This window comes from Mitsuaria sp. PDC51 (assembly GCF_900113225.1).
Classification (GTDB): Bacteria; Pseudomonadota; Gammaproteobacteria; order Burkholderiales; family Burkholderiaceae_C; genus Roseateles.
The window spans coordinates 1851753-1867192 of record NZ_FOZE01000002.1; the positions used below are offsets into that span (position 1 = coordinate 1851753).

The 15440-nt window shown below is 70.8% G+C and carries 13 protein-coding genes; 9 read left to right on the forward strand and 4 right to left on the reverse strand.

What is annotated here, in order from left to right:
* Positions 1–73: 73 nt before the first annotated feature.
* The 5 genes from BM393_RS19520 (at position 74) to BM393_RS25975 (ending at position 4241) form a co-directional block, all read left to right on the forward strand.
* Positions 74–841, forward strand: coding sequence for a GNAT family N-acetyltransferase (locus BM393_RS19520; RefSeq protein WP_091730642.1), 768 nt, complete (start codon positions 74–76; stop codon positions 839–841).
* Between the two features lie 99 nt (positions 842–940).
* A complete protein-coding gene (locus BM393_RS19525; RefSeq protein ID WP_091731895.1) occupies positions 941–1648 on the forward strand; it encodes a winged helix-turn-helix domain-containing protein in 708 nt (235 codons plus the stop codon).
* Positions 1648–2961: an ATP-binding protein gene (locus tag BM393_RS19530; protein ID WP_091730647.1), complete on the forward strand. Its 1314-nt coding sequence runs from the start codon at positions 1648–1650 to the stop codon at positions 2959–2961. Before BM393_RS19525 ends, BM393_RS19530 begins: the two co-directional genes overlap by 1 nt.
* Positions 2962–3168: 207 nt before the next feature.
* A complete protein-coding gene (locus BM393_RS19535; protein WP_091730649.1) occupies positions 3169–3744 on the forward strand; it encodes an outer membrane beta-barrel protein in 576 nt (191 codons plus the stop codon).
* A 287-nt stretch (positions 3745–4031) separates the two neighbouring features.
* The gene (locus tag BM393_RS25975; protein WP_217648474.1) at positions 4032–4241 is read left to right on the forward strand and encodes a hypothetical protein; all 210 of its coding nucleotides are present in this window, start codon (positions 4032–4034) and stop codon (positions 4239–4241) included.
* Between the two features lie 27 nt (positions 4242–4268).
* Here the strand turns inward: BM393_RS25975 and purB are convergent, their stop codons facing one another.
* The gene (purB, locus tag BM393_RS19545; protein ID WP_091730657.1) at positions 4269–5636 is read right to left on the reverse strand and encodes an adenylosuccinate lyase; all 1368 of its coding nucleotides are present in this window, start codon (positions 5634–5636) and stop codon (positions 4269–4271) included.
* A 217-nt stretch (positions 5637–5853) separates the two neighbouring features.
* On the opposite strand from purB, the gene BM393_RS19550 reads away from it, so the two are divergent.
* Positions 5854–8685 (forward strand): polysaccharide deacetylase family protein, encoded by a 2832-nt coding sequence (locus BM393_RS19550; RefSeq protein ID WP_254783503.1) that lies wholly within the window; start codon positions 5854–5856, stop codon positions 8683–8685.
* 161 nt (positions 8686–8846) lie between these two features.
* The gene (locus tag BM393_RS19555) at positions 8847–9356 is read left to right on the forward strand and encodes a GNAT family N-acetyltransferase (protein ID WP_091730663.1); all 510 of its coding nucleotides are present in this window, start codon (positions 8847–8849) and stop codon (positions 9354–9356) included.
* A gap of 28 nt (positions 9357–9384) precedes the next feature.
* On the opposite strand, the gene BM393_RS19560 is transcribed toward BM393_RS19555, so the two are convergent.
* The 3 genes from BM393_RS19560 to BM393_RS19570 all read right to left on the reverse strand — a co-directional run bounded on the left by BM393_RS19560 (position 9385) and on the right by BM393_RS19570 (position 12476).
* Positions 9385–10053 carry a glutathione S-transferase family protein gene (locus BM393_RS19560; protein WP_091731899.1) on the reverse strand — a complete coding sequence of 223 codons (669 nt, stop codon included), beginning with the start codon at positions 10051–10053 and terminating at the stop codon, positions 9385–9387.
* Between the two features lie 96 nt (positions 10054–10149).
* Positions 10150–11280 (reverse strand): M48 family metallopeptidase, encoded by a 1131-nt coding sequence (locus BM393_RS19565; RefSeq protein WP_091730668.1) that lies wholly within the window; start codon positions 11278–11280, stop codon positions 10150–10152.
* A complete protein-coding gene (locus BM393_RS19570; protein ID WP_175538424.1) occupies positions 11280–12476 on the reverse strand; it encodes a YjgN family protein in 1197 nt (398 codons plus the stop codon). Before BM393_RS19570 ends, BM393_RS19565 begins: the two co-directional genes overlap by 1 nt.
* A 229-nt stretch (positions 12477–12705) precedes the next feature.
* Here BM393_RS19570 and BM393_RS19575 point away from each other — a divergent pair, with 229 nt between their 5' ends.
* Entirely contained in the window at positions 12706–13338 is a 633-nt protein-coding gene (locus BM393_RS19575; RefSeq protein WP_091730676.1) for a glutathione S-transferase family protein, read from the forward strand.
* A 214-nt stretch (positions 13339–13552) separates the two neighbouring features.
* Positions 13553–15424: a signal peptide peptidase SppA gene (gene sppA / locus BM393_RS19580; RefSeq protein WP_091730683.1), complete on the forward strand. Its 1872-nt coding sequence runs from the start codon at positions 13553–13555 to the stop codon at positions 15422–15424.
* Positions 15425–15440 lie beyond the last annotated feature (16 nt).

A 15440-nucleotide genomic window follows, 5' to 3' on the forward strand; every position in this document is an offset into this window, starting at 1 on the left:
CCCGCTTTTGCCTGGCGGGCCCCGATCGGACCCGCCGGTGCCGGACGACGCTCACGGGCGCTGGGAGGCGCGGATGGAAGTCTTGAGGACGGCGCGGCTGCGGCTGCGGTGGTTTCGCCAATCGGATGCGGCCTTCGTCCGCGGGCTGCTCAACGAGCCGGCGTGGATCGAGCACATCTACGACGCGCAGGTGCGCACCGACGAGCAGGCCGCCGCCTGGATCCGCGAGCGCCTGGAGGCGCGCTACTGGCTGCTGGGCTTCGGCTTCTGGGCCGTCGAGCGGCTCGAGGACGGGGAACTGCTCGGTCTGGCCGGCGTGATCCAGCGCGAGGGGCTGCCGCATCCGGACATCGGCTACGGTTTCCCGGCGCGCTTCTGGGGCCACGGCTACGCGCGCGAGGCGGCGTCGGCGACCTTCGACTACTGCCGCCAGGTGCTGGGCATGCGGCACCTGATGGGCACGACGGCGCCGGAGAACCACCCCTCGGGCCGCGTGCTGGTGGCCATCGGCATGACCGACGAAGGCGAGCAGCAGACCGAGGCGCATGAGGGACTCTCGCGCGTCTACACCTGGCACGACCCGGTCGAGCGCAGCGACGCCGAGGAGATCGCCGCGCTGCGCCTGCGCTGGCGCGCGGCGCTGACCGGACCGGCGCGGGCGGCGCTGACCGCCTGCCTGACGCCGGAGGCCGTCGACCGCGTGATGGCCAGCCGCACCGACCTCTCGCCGCAGGCGCTGGATCACCTGGCGCAGCGCTGGGCGCCGCTGGCCGACGACCCGACGCTGCGGGCCGTGCGCACGCCCGCCGGCTGGCGCCTCGACGTGCCCGCCGACCGCTGACGGCCGGTCGTTGATCGCCGCGCGCGCGTATGCGCGGTGGCGCGCGCGCTTAAGCGTGGCTGAAGTCGACGGCAGGGGGCCTCGCCTATGCTCGCGGCCATGGACATTTCTGCTCAGAGCGCCGCGCGCATCCTGCTGATCGAGGACGACGAGCGCCTGGCGCAACTGGTCGCCGATGCGCTGCACAAGGCCAACTACGCCGTCACCGTCTGCGGCGACGGCCTGGCCGGCGAAGCGCTGATGCGTCAGGAGCCCTTCGAGCTCGTGCTGCTGGACGGGCACCTGCCGGGCAAGGACGGTTTCGACGTGCTGCGCGACACCCGGCGCGATTTCGCCGGCCGCATCGTCATGCTGACCGCCCGCGACGACGACATCGACCAGGTGCTCGGCCTGGAGGGCGGCGCGGACGACTACATCGCCAAGCCGGTGGCGCCACGCGTGCTGCTGGCCCGCCTCAAGGCGCTGCTGCGCCGGGACGCGCTGCCCGCCGCGCATCCGGTCGGCGAGGCGCTGCACTTCGGGCCGCTGACGCTGCTGCCGCAGTCGCGCGAGCTGCGCCTGCATGGCGAGCCGGTGGCGCTCACCACCGCCGAATACGAGCTGCTGAACTTCCTGGCGCAGCGCGCCGGCCAGGTGGTCAGCCGCGACGACATCATGCAGGGCCTGCGCGGCCTGGAGTTCGACGGCCTGGATCGCGCGATCGACGCGCGCATCTCGCGGCTGCGCAAGAAGATCGGCGACGACGCGCAGGCGCCGGTGCGGATCAAGACGGTGCGCGGGCAGGGCTACCTCTTCGCGATCGACTGATGGCCGCGATGACGCTGCGCGCCTCGCTGCTGCGGATGGCGCTGGGACTGGGGCTGGCGGTGCTGGCGCTGATCCTGCTTGTCGAAGGCCTGGTGCTGATCGGCGCGTCCGAGGTCACCAACGACTACGTGCGCAACTTCATGCGCGGCACGGTCGACCTGCTGGTGCGCGACCTCGCCCCGCTCGATCCGCCGGCGCGGCGCGAGCGCGTGCGCGAGCTCGATGCGCAGTTCGACTATCCGGTCCGGCTCGTGCGCACGGACCTCACGCCGCTCAGCGCCGAGCAGCGCCGCCGGCTGGGCCGCGGCGAGGTGCTGGTCACCGGCTTCAACCGCCGCATCTACGCCGCCTTGCCCGGCGAACCCGACCAGCTGCTGCTGCTCGGGCCGCTGGACTCCAAGCGCGCGGGCGAGCTGCCGAAGGAGCTCGCGGCGCAGCTGGGCGTGGCGGTGGTGATCGCGCTGGCGGTCGCGCTGATCGCGTGGTGGCAGCTGCGGCCGCTGTGGCGCGACCTGCGCGGCCTGCAGCGCGCGGCGGAACGGCTGAGCGCGGGACGCCTGGACACCGAGCTGCCGCCGCTCAAGAGCCGGCTGTTCGCGCCGGTGGCCGCCGCGACGCGCGCGATGCTGGAGCGGCTGGCGGCCGCGATGGCGACGCAGCGCGAGCTGACCGGTGCGGTCTCGCATGAGCTGCGCACGCCGCTGGCGCGGCTGCGCTTCGCGGTCGACGCGCTGGTCGACGAGGACGACCGCGATCGGCGCGAGCAGGCGGTGATGGCCTGCGAGCGCGACATCGACGAGCTCGACGAGCTGATCGACGCGAGCCTGACGCTGGCGCGGCTGGACATGGGCGCACTGCAACCGAACGTGGTGCAGGGCGACCTGGGCGACATGCTGGCGCGAGAGGCCGCCTCGCTGGCGCCGCTGCTCGACGGCAAGGCGCTCGACACCGACCTGCGCCTGCCCGCCGCGCTGCCCTTCGACGAGCGCCTGCTGCCCTATGCGGTGCGCAACGGCCTGCGCAACGCGGCGCGTTACGCGAAGGCCCGCATCCTGCTGTCGGCCTGGGTGGAGGCGGGGCAACTCTGGCTCGCGATCGATGACGACGGCGAGGGCGTGCCGCCCTCGCTGCGCGAGGCGGCCTTCGAGCCCTTCAAGCGGCTCGAGCGCAAGGGTCGCGGCACGCGCGGCTTCGGCCTGGGGCTGGCGATCGTGCGGCACGTCGCGCATGCGCACGGCGGTCACGCGCGCCTGGGCGAGGCGCCGCGCCTGGGCGGCGCGCGGCTGCTGCTGCACTGGTCGGCGCAAGGCTGAAGACCTCGCGCCGCGTGCGCAAGCCGCCCTGTGAAGCTTCGTGTTGCGCCGCGCGCGCCGCTGTCATCGACGGTCACACAAGCGCCCAACTCGGTCCACAGACACCGGCGGGTCGAATTCCCAGAATGAGCTCCATGTCGAACGAGCCTGGCGGTTGTCCAAGGCACCCCCGGACGACATCGATCAACAGCTCTGAAGGAGTTTCGAATGAACCGCAACAACAACAACGCCCGCACCTCGATCAACGGCAAGAAGGCCGGCCTGCTGGCGGTCGCCGCCGCGGCGCTGACCCTGGGCGTTGGCGTGGCGCACGCCGACCCGGTGACCCCGTACTACATCGGTGGTGACGTCGGCAAGACGACGCAGCGCGTGGATGGCAACTCGCAGAAGCGCACCTCGGACAGCTACAGCATCTTCGGCGGCTACAAGTTCAACGAGAACTTCGCGGCCGAGATCTCCTACACCGACCTGGGCAAGGTCAGCTTCGACGGCGTGACCGCGAAGAACAAGGTCTACGCGCTCGACGGCATCGCCCGCGCGCCGCTGGGCGCCGGTTTCGGCGTCTACGGCAAGGTGGGCCTGGCCTACGCCCAGCGCGACTTCAACAACGGCCTGGGCGACAAGGACAAGACGGGCCTGAAGCTGGGCGTGGGCGTCGACTACGCGCTGACGAAGAACGTCTCGCTGCGCGCCGAGGCGACTCGCTACAACGACATGCCGCAGGCCAACGGCTTCAACAAGAAGGACGATCGACTGAGCATGGGCCTGGCCTACCAGTTCTGATCGACCGTCACGGTTGACCGGTGCCGATTCCCCCCGGCACCGGCGCCTTCCGGGCTGCTCCTGAGCGACACCCGAAACCCCCTGATTCCCGGAAGGTGCGAGGGCAGTGCAGTGATGCACTGCCCTCTTTTTCATGAGCGAGACAGGTCCGCTGCGTCGGGGAATGTCCTAGACGCGCCTACCGATGAAGGTCATGGCGAGCGGTGGCCACGGGAGGTCGAATCGTGCCTCCTGCTGCCGATCGAGCCTTGCTCATGCCTTGCCTTCCAGACTTCGTTCTCCGTCTTGTGTCACGCCTGTTGGCCGTTACGCTTTTTTCCGCGTCGATGCTCCTCCTGCGCGATTGCTGCGCAAACTGGTCGTATCCAGCGCTGTTCGCGGCCATGGCCGGCGCCCTCGCAGGCATGGCCCTGGCGATCGCCGCACTGGACCGGGCGCTCCATGGGTGGTGTTCTGCGCTCAAGAACGACAAAGGCCCGGCAGAGCCGGGCCTTTGAACGTCATCGACCGCCGTCGCGGACGCGTCAGATCCGCTTGGCCAGCGCCTCGGCCGTGCCGATGTAGTTGCCCGGCGTCATCGCCAGCAGGCGCTGCTTCTCGGCCTCGGGCAGTTCCAGGCCCTGGATGAACTGCTGGATCGATTCGCGGGTGATCGACTTGCCGCGCGTCAGTTCCTTCAGCCGCTCATACGGGTTGGGCAGCGCGTAGCGGCGCATCACCGTCTGGATCGGCTCCGCCAGCACTTCCCACGACGCATCGAGGTCCGCGTCCAGTGCCGCCTGGTTGAGCTCCAGCTTGTCCAGGCCCTTGCTCAGCGAGTCATAGCCCAGCAGCGCGTAGCCCAGCGCCACGCCCATGTTGCGCAGCACCGTCGAGTCCGTCAGGTCGCGCTGCCAGCGCGAGATCGGCAGCTTCTGGCTCAGGTGCGTCAGCACCGCGTTGGCCAGGCCGAAGTTGCCCTCGGCGTTCTCGAAGTCGATCGGGTTGACCTTGTGCGGCATCGTCGACGAGCCGATCTCGCCCGCCTTGGTCTTCTGCTTGAAGTAGCCCAGCGACACGTAGCCCCACACGTCGCGCGACCAGTCCACCAGGATGGTGTTGGCGCGCGTCACGGCGTCGAACAGCTCGGCCATGTAGTCGTGCGGTTCGATCTGGATGGTGTACGGGTTGAAGCTCAGGCCCAGTTGCTGCTCGATGACCGAGCGGCTGAACGACTCCCAGTCCTTCTCCGGATAGGCCGACAGGTGTGCGTTGTAGTTGCCCACCGCGCCATTCATCTTGGCCAGCAGCTTGACTTCGGCGATCACCGCGCGGGCGCGGCGCAGGCGCGCCACCACGTTGGCGATCTCCTTGCCCACCGTCGTCGGGCTGGCCGTCTGGCCGTGCGTGCGGCTGAGCATCGGCGCCGCGGCATGCGCCTGCGCCATCTCGGTCATCTTGGCGATCACGCGGTCCAACGCCGGCAGGATCACCTGCTCGCGCGCGGCCTTGAGCATCAGGCCGTGGCTGGTGTTGTTGATGTCCTCGCTGGTGCAGGCGAAGTGCACGAATTCCCCGGCGCCCTCCAGCTCCGGCTTGCCGGCGAACTGCTGCTTGATCCAGTACTCGACCGCCTTGACGTCGTGGTTCGTGGTCTTCTCGATGTCCTTGATCGCCTGCGCGTCCCGCTCCGAGAAATCGGTCACCAGCGCGCGCAGGAACTCGCGCGTCGCGGCCGGCAGCGGCTTGAACTCGGCCAGGCCCGCATCCGACAGCGCGATGAACCATTCGATCTCGACCTGCACGCGGCGGTGCATCAGGCCGAACTCCGACAGCAGCGGGCGCAGCGCGGCCATGCGCGACGCATAGCGGCCATCCAGGGGCGACAGGGCGGTGAGGGCGGAGAGATTCATGGCGCGCGCCGGCCGGACCGGCCGTTCAGGGGGTGGGACAAACCCGCGGATTCTACAGAGGGGGTCACAATAGCCCCCGCTCCGGACCCGCCCCGCCCCCCGAGGCGCGGCCTCCGGCAGGCGCCAGCGCGGCGCCGACGAGGCGGCACGACCCGCCTCGCGTGAAGCTTCGAGGGAAGGCATGCAAGAGAGAAGTCAACGCAAGGGCGCCGTCTGGATGAGCGCCCTCACGACCGCGGCGTGCGCCGCCACGATGACCCTGACGAGCGGCTGCAAGCCGGCCGGTGACGCGCCCAAGCCGCTGGCCCCGCTGGAAGCGGCCTCCGCCAATCCGGCGATCAGCGCCACGCTGCTGCGCCAGAGCGACGAGCTGCTCGCGCGTCATCGCCAGATGATCGTGCTGATGGACGGCGAGGCCGCGCTCAAGCCCGCCGAACGCGAGGCGGTGCGCGCCGTCGGCCTGATGCTGTTCCACGACATGCAGGAGAGCATCCGCGCGCTCGGCGAGACGGCGGCCCGCAGCACCGATCCCGCCGGCCTGGCCGCGCTGTCGCAGCTGCTGGACCGGATCGAGCAGGAGCCGTCGTGGTTCGACGCCGACCGGCTCGCGTTCAAGGAGTTCCTGACGCAGCTCTCGCAGCAGTTCTCGACCTCGCAGAGCATCGCCGGCCTGAAGCTGGCCAAGCGCGCCAGCGAGGACCTGGGCGTGCTGGCCGAGATCGAGGACGCCTACGAGCAGGAACTGCGCGACACCTTCGGCCGCTTCGCGCAGCGCGGCATCGTGCCCAAGCGCGAGAAGTGGACCGACTACGTCGCCAAGCTCAAGGCGCTCTACGCGCGCGAGCGCATCCTGAAGGACTACGCGACCATCCTGCCCGACCTGCAGGCGCGTCCGAGCGTCGTCGCCGAGACGCCGGCAGGGACCGCGGCCACGGCGGGGACCGCGGCGTCGGCCGCCACGCGCGGCCCCGGCAAGGAGGAGCGCGAGTTCTTCGGCCGCCAGCTGCCGCCCAAGACGGTGCTGCTGACCTTCGACGACGGTCCGCATCCGCGCTACACCGACGAGATCCTGGAGATCCTCAAGCGCTATCAGGCGCCGGCCGTGTTCTTCGAACTGGGCCGCAACCTGGGCAGCGTCGACGCCAGCGGCAAGGTCAAGCCGGGGCCGGGCAGCGAGGTCGCCAAGCGGGTGCTCGCCGCCGGCCACCCGATCGCGAACCACAGCTTCAGCCATGGCGTGATGTCCAAGTTCGAGCTCGACAAGGTCCGCCAGGAGGCGAGCTCGACCGAGGCGCTGCTCGACGCCGCCGGCCGCGACGGCCAGGCGCTGTTCCGCTTCCCCTACGGCGCGCGCAACGACGCGGCGCTGGGCGCGATCGAGGCGCTCAAGCTGCGCTCGATGATGTGGAACGTCGATTCGCTGGACTGGTCCGATCCGATCCCGAAATCGATCGCCGCGCGCGTGCTGGGCGAGCTCGGCAAGCAGCAGCGCGGCATCGTGCTCTTCCACGACATCCACGCCCGCACCGTCGAGGCGCTGCCGCTGGTGCTGGACCAGCTCAAGGCCGAGGGCTACAAGTTCGCGGCCTGGAAGGACGGCCGGATCGTCGCCGTCGACGCGCCCGCGGTGGAGGCCGCGCCGGACCTGGCGGGCGCCAACCTCTACCGCGACAGCGTCGCGCTGGTGATCGGCATCGACCAGTACAAGAGCTGGCCGCGCCTGCAGCATGCGGTGCGCGACGCCCAGGCCATCCAGGAAACGCTGCGCACGCAATTCGGCTTCCGGCCCGAGAACATCACCACGCTGACCGATGGCGACGCCACGCGCGCCAACATCCTGCGCGCGCTCAACGCGATGGCGCGCAAGGGCGGGGATGGCCGGCTCAAGCGCGATGACCGCGTGTTCGTCTTCTTCGCCGGCCATGGCAGCACGCGCAAGCTGCCCAGCGGGCGCGACGTCGGCTACATCATCCCGGTCGACGCCGGCACCGACGACCTGCAGACCGACGCCATCGCGATGCCGCAGCTGCAGGAGCTCAGCGAGGCGCTGCCCGCCAAGCATGCGTTCTTCGTCATCGATGCCTGCTACTCGGGCCTGGGTCTGACGCGCGGTGGCGCGGCGGGCAGCAGCGCCAACTTCGTGCGCGACAACGCGCGCCGGCTGGGCCGCCAGATGATGACGGCCGGCGGCGCCGACCAGCAGGTGGCCGACGACGGCCCCGGTGGTCATTCGGTGTTCACCTGGACGCTGCTGCAGGCGCTGTCGGGCAAGGCCGACCTCAATGGCGACGGCCTCATCACCGCGACCGAGCTGGCCGCCTATGTCGCGCCGGCGGTGTCGGCGATCGCGCACCAGACGCCGGCCTTCGGCAGCCTGCCCGGCAGCGAGGGCGGCGAGTTCATCTTCGAGCTGGCGTCCGCGCAGGAGCAGGCGCTGAGCGGCGACAGCAACCAGCTCGACGCCAAGGCCAGCGCGCTGGCCAAGCAGGCCGATGACGCCCGCAATGCGCAGCTGCAGCCGGTCGCCCAGGCCACCGCGCCGGCGGGCGCCGCGCCGGGAGCGGCCGCGGCGAGCGCGACCGCGGTGCAGGTCACGCTCAAGGGCCTGGACGGCACGGACACGGCGATCGCGACCAGCGCCGCCCCCGCGCCGATCAGCGCGCGCGTCGCGGCGCAGCGCGCCAACGACCGCGGCCTGCAGCTCTACAAGGAGCGCCGCTACGACGAGGCCGAGGCCGCCTTCACCGAGGCGCTCAAGCTGCAGCCCAAGTTCGCGCTGGCCGCCAACAACCTGGGCTTCATCTACTACAAGCGCGACAAGCCGGCCGAGGCCGCGCGCTGGTACCGCAAGGCCATCGAGATGGACGGCAGTCGCGCGCTGGCCCACCTGAACCTCGGCGATGCGCTGCTGCGCGCCGGCGATGAGGCGGGGGCGCAGGCGGCGTACCGCGCGTTCATCGAGCTCTCGCCCCAGCATGCGCGCGCGGCGGGGCTGAAGGCCTGGATCGAGCATCCGGACAGCGCGCCCAAGCCGGAACCGCCGCGTTGATCGAGGGTCCGCGCAGCGGTGATCGGGACATCGATCACGGCATTGCCCCTGGCGTTGGACAGGCCCGACGCCAGGCGGGTTGTCCCTGATGTGAGGGGCGTGGGCTTGCTGCTTAATCCGGCCTTTCCCGCTCGGTTGACGTCTGGTTACCGCTTCGTCCCATGGTTTCGCTGGCTTCCGATGGCGTCGCACCGCGCCTGATCCGTGTGCATCAGATCGATCCCCTGGCGTGGGCGCCGCTGCTCGCGGCCAGCCAGGGCGAGGGCTGGCAGATGCTGGGCCGGCTGATGGACGAATGGCGCAGCGGCGCCAATCGCTACGAGCAACCCGGCGAATCGCTGTGGGCCTGGTTCGATGCCAACGGCCAGGCGATCGCGGTCGGCGGCCTGAACGTCGAGCCCGCGCCGGGACGTCCCGGCACCGGCCGCATGCGGCGCTTCTACGTGCACCCGGCCTGGCGAGGCCACGGCCTGGCGCGGCGGCTGGTCAACGCGGTGCTGGCCAGCGCGCAAGGCCACTTCAGCCGCCTGCATGTGAATTGCGAGAGCCCCGAGTCCGCGTCCTTCTGGAGCCGCTGCGGCTTCGCCCCGATCGACGCCCAGCGCGAGCCGATCGAGCGCCCGGCCCGCTACACCCACGTGCGGCTGCTCCCGCGCTACCAGGCGGCCTGAACGCGCGGCCGCGAGGGCTCGGGCCGCCTCAGGATGGCTTGGGCGGCCAGTGCTTCGCGCAGACCTCGGCGACGTGGGGCAGGGCCTCGATGCGCTGCAGCAGCGCGAAGAAGGCCGGCCGCTGTTCCTCGAGGAACTTCCGCGACCCCGACCACTTGGACACGATCACCGCCATCACGTCGAGCGCGCCCGGCCGGGCGCCGCTGAGCCATGGATCGCCGGGGAACATGTCCGCGAACAGCGCCCAGTGGTGATGCAGGCGGGCCTTCGTGCCGGCGACGATGGCGTCGTGATCGGCCTTGTCGGTGCGGGTGGTGTAGCGGCCCGGGTAGTCGATGACGCTGATGCAGCTGTAGCAGTTGGCCGCGATGTAGACCAGGCCGCGCAGCACGCGGTCACGCTGGCGCTCGTCGTCGCCGAGCAGCCCGGCCGCCGGGAAGCGCAGGCCCAGGTGCATCAGGATCGCGCCGCTTTCCGTCAGCACCTCGCCCTCGGGCGTGCGCAGCGTCGGGATCTGCATCAGCGGATTGAGCGCGCGCAGCGCCTCCTGCGCCGAGGCGTCCTCCCATGACGAGGCGTGCACCGTGCGGTAGGCCTGCTCGCACCAGCGCAGGCCGATCTCCACGATCGACGAGCCGGAGCCCTGGGTGCCGTACAGGACGTAGCCGGCGTCCGACGCCGGACTGGAGACGCTCATGTCGAACTCCACGGGAATGGGGAGCGGCGAGTGTAGGAGCCGCTCGTGCCGCCCGGCGGAAGCCCGCGTGCCGGGCAGGGCGGTGGGCCCGGCCGGTCAGCGTTCGAAGAACTTCATCCGCTCCTCGTCGGCCGGATGGGTGTTGAAGGCGATGCGCAGCAGCTCGCCAGCGCCCGCCTTGGCGTGCTCGCCGACCTCGCGGCCCAGCGTCTTCGGCTCGGAGGCGCGCTCGGCCTTGGCCTGCGCGGTCCTGGCCGCGCGCCACGCCCCGATGCGCTCGAACAGCAGCAGCATCGCGCGCGGCGAACGGCCGCTGTCGATCAGCAGGCGCTTGGCCTGCGCATCGGCCTCGCGCTCGAAGTCGCGCGAATAGCTGGCATGCGTCAGCGCCGCCGGCGCCGCCGCCAGCAGGCTGGAGAAGTCGCCGATCGCGAAGCCCAGCAGCGCGCCGCTCAGGCTGGCGCGCATCGTCAGCCGCAGCCCATGCTGCTCGCGAACATGGCCCAGCTCGTGGGCCAGCACGCCGAGCACCGCGTCGGGCTGGTCGCCCAGCAGCTTCAGCAGGGCGTCGGTGACGACGATGTGCCCGCCTGGCAGCGCGAACGCGTTGGGACCGATGGTGTCGCCGGCATCGCGGAAGTGCAGCTCGTAGGGCGTCAACTCGCCGGGCTGGCTCGCGACCATCGCCGCGAAGCGCGCGCGCCATTGCTGCTGCGCCTGCGCGTCCAGCCGGCTGGGCTTGAGAAGGTAGCCGTCGAGCTGGTCCATCGACTCGTCGCCGATCGACTCGCCCACCGAGGCCGGCAGATGCCGGGCGATGGTGTCGGCGGCCGCCGGCACGCCCCACTGCCAGACGACCGCGCCGACGGCGACGACCACGCCGAGCGCGACGACCGAATGCCGCCAGCTGGAGAACCAGCGCACCGCCAGCCCACCGCCGAGCCCGCGGCCCTGCGTCGCGGCCGCGGCCCAGTCGTCCCAGCCGACGGCGTCCCGCGTGCTCAGCACGCCGCCGTCGGGCAGCTGGGCCTGGCGCTGGCCATGGCGCGTCCGCTCCGGCCACTGCACCTGCCGGATCGGGTAGCGCCGCTCGACGCCGTCCAGGTCCTGGTCGTGGATGACGAGCTGCGCATGCTCCAGCCACAGACGCACCGGCCGCGCGCGGGCGCTGCGGCCGTCGAAGTAGTCCGCCAGCAGCGTCGGCGCGCCCGAGGCCTGGCCCGTCATCACAGGCCCATGTCGATGCCGAAGAAGTCGCCGGCGAGTTCGCCCGCGGCGTCCTGCGGGGCGCTGCCTTGTCCGGCCACCCAGGTCTCGGGGTCGCCGTCCATCGTCACGCTGACGGCTTCCAGCCGCAGGCGCGTGGTGTGCACGACCGCGAAGGGCCGGTACAGGCCTAGCGTGACCAGCGTCAGCACCCAGTTCTTCAGCGTCAGCCAGGTCAACGCGCCGACCTTCAACTGGCTGGTGAAGGACAGGTCCTCGGTGGTGGTGCCGTTCCAGACCAGGTTCTGGAAGCGGGCGGTGAAGAACGGTCCGAGCAGCGCGAAGTACAGCAGGTAGCCGACCATCGCGCCCACGACCGCCGCGGCGCTGGCGGCTTTCGGCGAGTGCAGGACGAACATGCCGATCGCGAAGCCGGCGCCCGCCAGCACCAGCATGAGGATGGTGATGAGCAGCGTGACGCCCAGGGTCTTCAGGCTCAGCCAGTAGACCGGGCCGGCGCCCAGTCGCAGCTCGCCGTGCTGGGCGGCGATCCGGTAGCCGTTGTGCTGGTAGCGCTTGGCCGCGGCGATCACCCAGGGCGTCAGCAGCAGGATGGCGCCGGCGACCAGCAGGACCACCTTCTCGACCATGCCGAAGCGCGGCTTGCCGTCCACCGGCAGCCCCGCCGGGCCGCCGACCACCTGCACCAGCAGGATCACGGCGGAGCAGATCCAGATCGGCAGCGCCGGGCCGTAGGCGCCCTTGAGCGTGCCGGCGAAGCCGAAGCGCAGGCCGCGCCAGCCGGTGTTGCCGAGCCGGAACTGCATGCCCGCGCGCCACAGCGCCGGCCAGATCGCGGCCATCACGCCGAAGGCGATCAAGCCGGCCATCGGCGAGAAGTGGCCCGCCGCCGAGTAGGTCCCCATCAGCACCAGCAGCAGCAGGTGGCCGCGGAACATCTTCCAGGGGTCGCCGTGGAAGGACAGCGCGTGGCCGTCGATCAGCGTGTTGGCGTAGAAGTAGCGGATGCGCCGCGCCTTGGCGAAGGGCCAGTACAGGCTGGCGGTGACGATCGTCAGGAGCAGGTTGACGATCCAGATCCGGAAATACTCGCTGCCCGATCCGGTGAACCGGATGTCGAGCTTGCGCTTGCGGAACTCCGACAGCGGCCATCCGGTCAGGCCGCCGGTCGCCGCGGCTTCTTCGTGCTGTTGCATGTTTCCCTCTTCTCGATGACCCCGGATTGGGGGGCCCTCCGTTGTTGTCCGCGCGGCGATGGTTCGCAGCGCGATCGTCGGCCGTGTCGGCCGCGGCCCGCTCAGCGGCGGGCGGGCGAGAGTGTGCGTCACCGGCGCAGGGGACGGCAATACACCCAAATGAGGGCAACCGACCTGTCGCTTGCGGGAGTCAGCGCGGGGAAGCGACTGGCTAGAATCCCGCGACACCATGAAACTCATCGGATCCCTCACCAGCCCCTACGTCCGCAAGGTCCGCGTCGTCATGGCGGAAAAGAAGCTCGACTACCAGTTCGAGCTGGAAGACGTCTGGGGCAGCGACAACATCCTCAAGGTGAACCCGCTCGGCAAGGTGCCGTGCCTGGTCATGGAGGGGCAGGATTCGATCACCGGCGCCGTGTTCGACTCGCGCGTCATCGTCGAGTACGTCGACACCCTGTCGCCGGTCGGCCGCCTGATCCCCGACCGCGGCCGCGAGCGCTGCGAGGTGCGGACCTGGGAAGCGCTGGCCGATGGCCTGATCGACGCCTGCGTCGCCGCGCGCCTGGAACACACCTGGTCCGGTCGCGCCCCGGGCGAGCGCAGCGAGGCCTGGGTGACGCGCCAGATGAACAAGGTCCATGCCTCGCTGCAGGCGATGGCGCATGGCCTGGGCGAGAAGACCTGGTGCTCGGGCAACCACTTCACGCTGGCCGACGTCTCGCTGGGCTGCGCGCTCGGCTACCTGGATTTCCGTTTCCCGCAGATCGACTGGCGCGCGGCCTATCCCAACCTGGCCCGCCACTTCGACAAGCTGATGACGCGCCAGAGCTTCCAGGACACGGTGCCGCCGGCCAACGCCTGAGCCCCGCGGGCCGGCCGGTCCGCCACCCATCCCACGGCCCCACGAACGCCCGGCCCAGCCGGGCGTCGTCGTTTCCACGCTCTCCCCCCTACGGGCGAGGGCGGCGCTGACTTCCCGCCGATGCGCCCGACTGGGCCCACAATCGCCCGATCCGGCCCGGGTCCGATCCCGACCCCGGCCGGCGCATTCCTTTGACAGATCCCGGGAGGATTGGATGGGTGTGAAGCGAGCGTTGGCGCCGATCGGGCGCTTGTTCGGCCGGCTGTGGTGGTTCCTGGACGGCACGCGGCGCGTGGTGTTCACGCTGCTGTTCTGGCTGATCGTGATCGGCCTGGTCTGGGCCGCCACGCGCGGCGGCAAGCCGCTGCAGGAGAAGACGACCCTGGTGCTGGACATCCGCGGCGATGTCGTCGAGCAGTTCTCGGGCTCGCCACGCGACCAGGCGATCGCCCAGATCAAGGGCGAGGACCGCGCCCAGACGCGGCTGCGCGACATCCTGCGCGCGATCGACGCCGCGGCCAAGGACGACAAGATCGTCCAGGTGCTGCTGGAGCTCGACCAGATGGGCTCGGCCACGCCGGCCGCGCTGCATGAGATCGAAGTGGCGCTGACCCGCTTCAAGGCCAGCAAGAAGCCGGTCGTGGCCTTCGGCCAGGCTTTCGACCAGCGCGCCTACTACCTGGCCGCGCAGGCCACCGAGGTCTACGTCCACCCGATGGGCGGCGTGATGATCGAGGGCTACGGGCGCTACCGCAACTACTACAAGGACGCGCTGGACCGCCTGGGCATCGCGCCCAACGTGATGCGGGTGGGCACCTACAAGAATGCGGTCGAGCCCTACTTCGCGAACGGGCCGTCCAAGGCGACGCTGGAAGCCGAGGGCTACCTGTACGACGAACTCTGGACCCGCTACCAGGCCAGCGTCGAGGCCGCGCGCAAGCTGCCCAAGGGCGCGATCCAGCGCGCGATCGACGAGCTGCCGCAGCGCCTTCAGGCGGTCGGCGGCGATCCCGGCAAGTTCGTGCTGGCCGAGAAGCTGGTCGACGGCCTGAAGACGCAGGACCAGGTCGAGGCGCTGCTGGAGAAGCGCGGCGCCAAGGACGAGAAGCAGCTGCGCCGCATCGGCCTGGGCGCCTATGTCGCCCAGCTGTCGCCGACGCTGCCCAAGCCGGAAGGCCAGGTCGGCGTGATCGTGGCGGAAGGCGAGATCGTGGACGGCAACGCCGGCCCGGGCCGCATCGGCGGCGACTCGATGTCCAAGCTGATCCGTCAGGCGCGGGAGGACGACAAGGTCAAGGCCATCGTGCTGCGTGTGAACTCGCCGGGCGGCAGTGCCTTCGCCTCCGAACTGGTGCGCCGCGAGCTGGAGCTGACGCGCGCCGTCGGCAAGCCGGTCGTGGTGTCGATGGGCGGCGTGGCCGCGTCGGGCGGCTACTGGATCTCCATGTCCTCGGACGAGGTCATCGCGGACCCCTCCACGATCACCGGCTCGATCGGCGTCTTCGGCATGCTGCCGACCGCCGAGAAGCTGATGGACAAGCTGTCCATCCACACCGGCGGCTACACGACCACCTGGCTGGCCAATGGGTATGACCCGCGGCGTCCGCTGGATCCGCGCCTGGCGCAGGTGGTGCAGTCGTCGATCGAGCACATCTATGCCGACTTCACCGGCAAGGCCGCCCAGGCCCGCAAGAAGACGCAGCCCCAGATCGACGCCGTCGGCCAGGGCCGCGTGTGGACGGGCGCGCAGGCGCTGGAGCGCGGCCTGGTGGACCGCAACGGCCTGCTGCAGGACGCGATCGCCAGCGCCGCCAAGCGCGCCAAGCTCGGCGACGACCCGACGGTGCGCTACGTCGAACCCGAGCGCAGCACGCTCGACCGCCTGCTGACCAGCGTCGGCGACGCGGCCGCGCCCTCGCTGCGCGGCATGGTGATGCACGCGCTGGGCGGCGTTCCGGCGATGCCGGCCGCGCTTCGTGAGGCCCAGGTCGACATGACCTGGCTGGCCGAGCAGGCCCAGGCGGGGCCGGCCGGGTCGAAGCCGCCGGTGCGCGCGATCGTGCACTGCCTCTGCACGGCGCCCTGAGCGCGGCGCGGTGCGC

Bases quoted from the DNA above. Each gene is read 5' to 3' on its own strand.
- BM393_RS19520 (WP_091730642.1), top strand. From the start codon at position 74: ATGGAAGTCTTGAGGACGGCGCGGCTGCGGCTGCGGTGGTTTCGCCAA.
- BM393_RS19525 (WP_091731895.1), top strand. From the start codon at position 941: ATGGACATTTCTGCTCAGAGCGCCGCGCGCATCCTGCTGATCGAGGAC.
- BM393_RS19530 (WP_091730647.1), top strand. From the start codon at position 1,648: ATGGCCGCGATGACGCTGCGCGCCTCGCTGCTGCGGATGGCGCTGGGA.
- BM393_RS19535 (WP_091730649.1), top strand. From the start codon at position 3,169: ATGAACCGCAACAACAACAACGCCCGCACCTCGATCAACGGCAAGAAG.
- purB (WP_091730657.1), bottom strand. From the start codon at position 5,636: ATGAATCTCTCCGCCCTCACCGCCCTGTCGCCCCTGGATGGCCGCTAT.
- BM393_RS19550 (WP_254783503.1), top strand. From the start codon at position 5,854: ATGAGCGCCCTCACGACCGCGGCGTGCGCCGCCACGATGACCCTGACG.
- BM393_RS19555 (WP_091730663.1), top strand. From the start codon at position 8,847: ATGGTTTCGCTGGCTTCCGATGGCGTCGCACCGCGCCTGATCCGTGTG.
- BM393_RS19560 (WP_091731899.1), bottom strand. From the start codon at position 10,053: ATGAGCGTCTCCAGTCCGGCGTCGGACGCCGGCTACGTCCTGTACGGC.
- BM393_RS19565 (WP_091730668.1), bottom strand. From the start codon at position 11,280: ATGACGGGCCAGGCCTCGGGCGCGCCGACGCTGCTGGCGGACTACTTC.
- BM393_RS19570 (WP_175538424.1), bottom strand. From the start codon at position 12,476: ATGCAACAGCACGAAGAAGCCGCGGCGACCGGCGGCCTGACCGGATGG.
- BM393_RS19575 (WP_091730676.1), top strand. From the start codon at position 12,706: ATGAAACTCATCGGATCCCTCACCAGCCCCTACGTCCGCAAGGTCCGC.
- sppA (WP_091730683.1), top strand. From the start codon at position 13,553: ATGGGTGTGAAGCGAGCGTTGGCGCCGATCGGGCGCTTGTTCGGCCGG.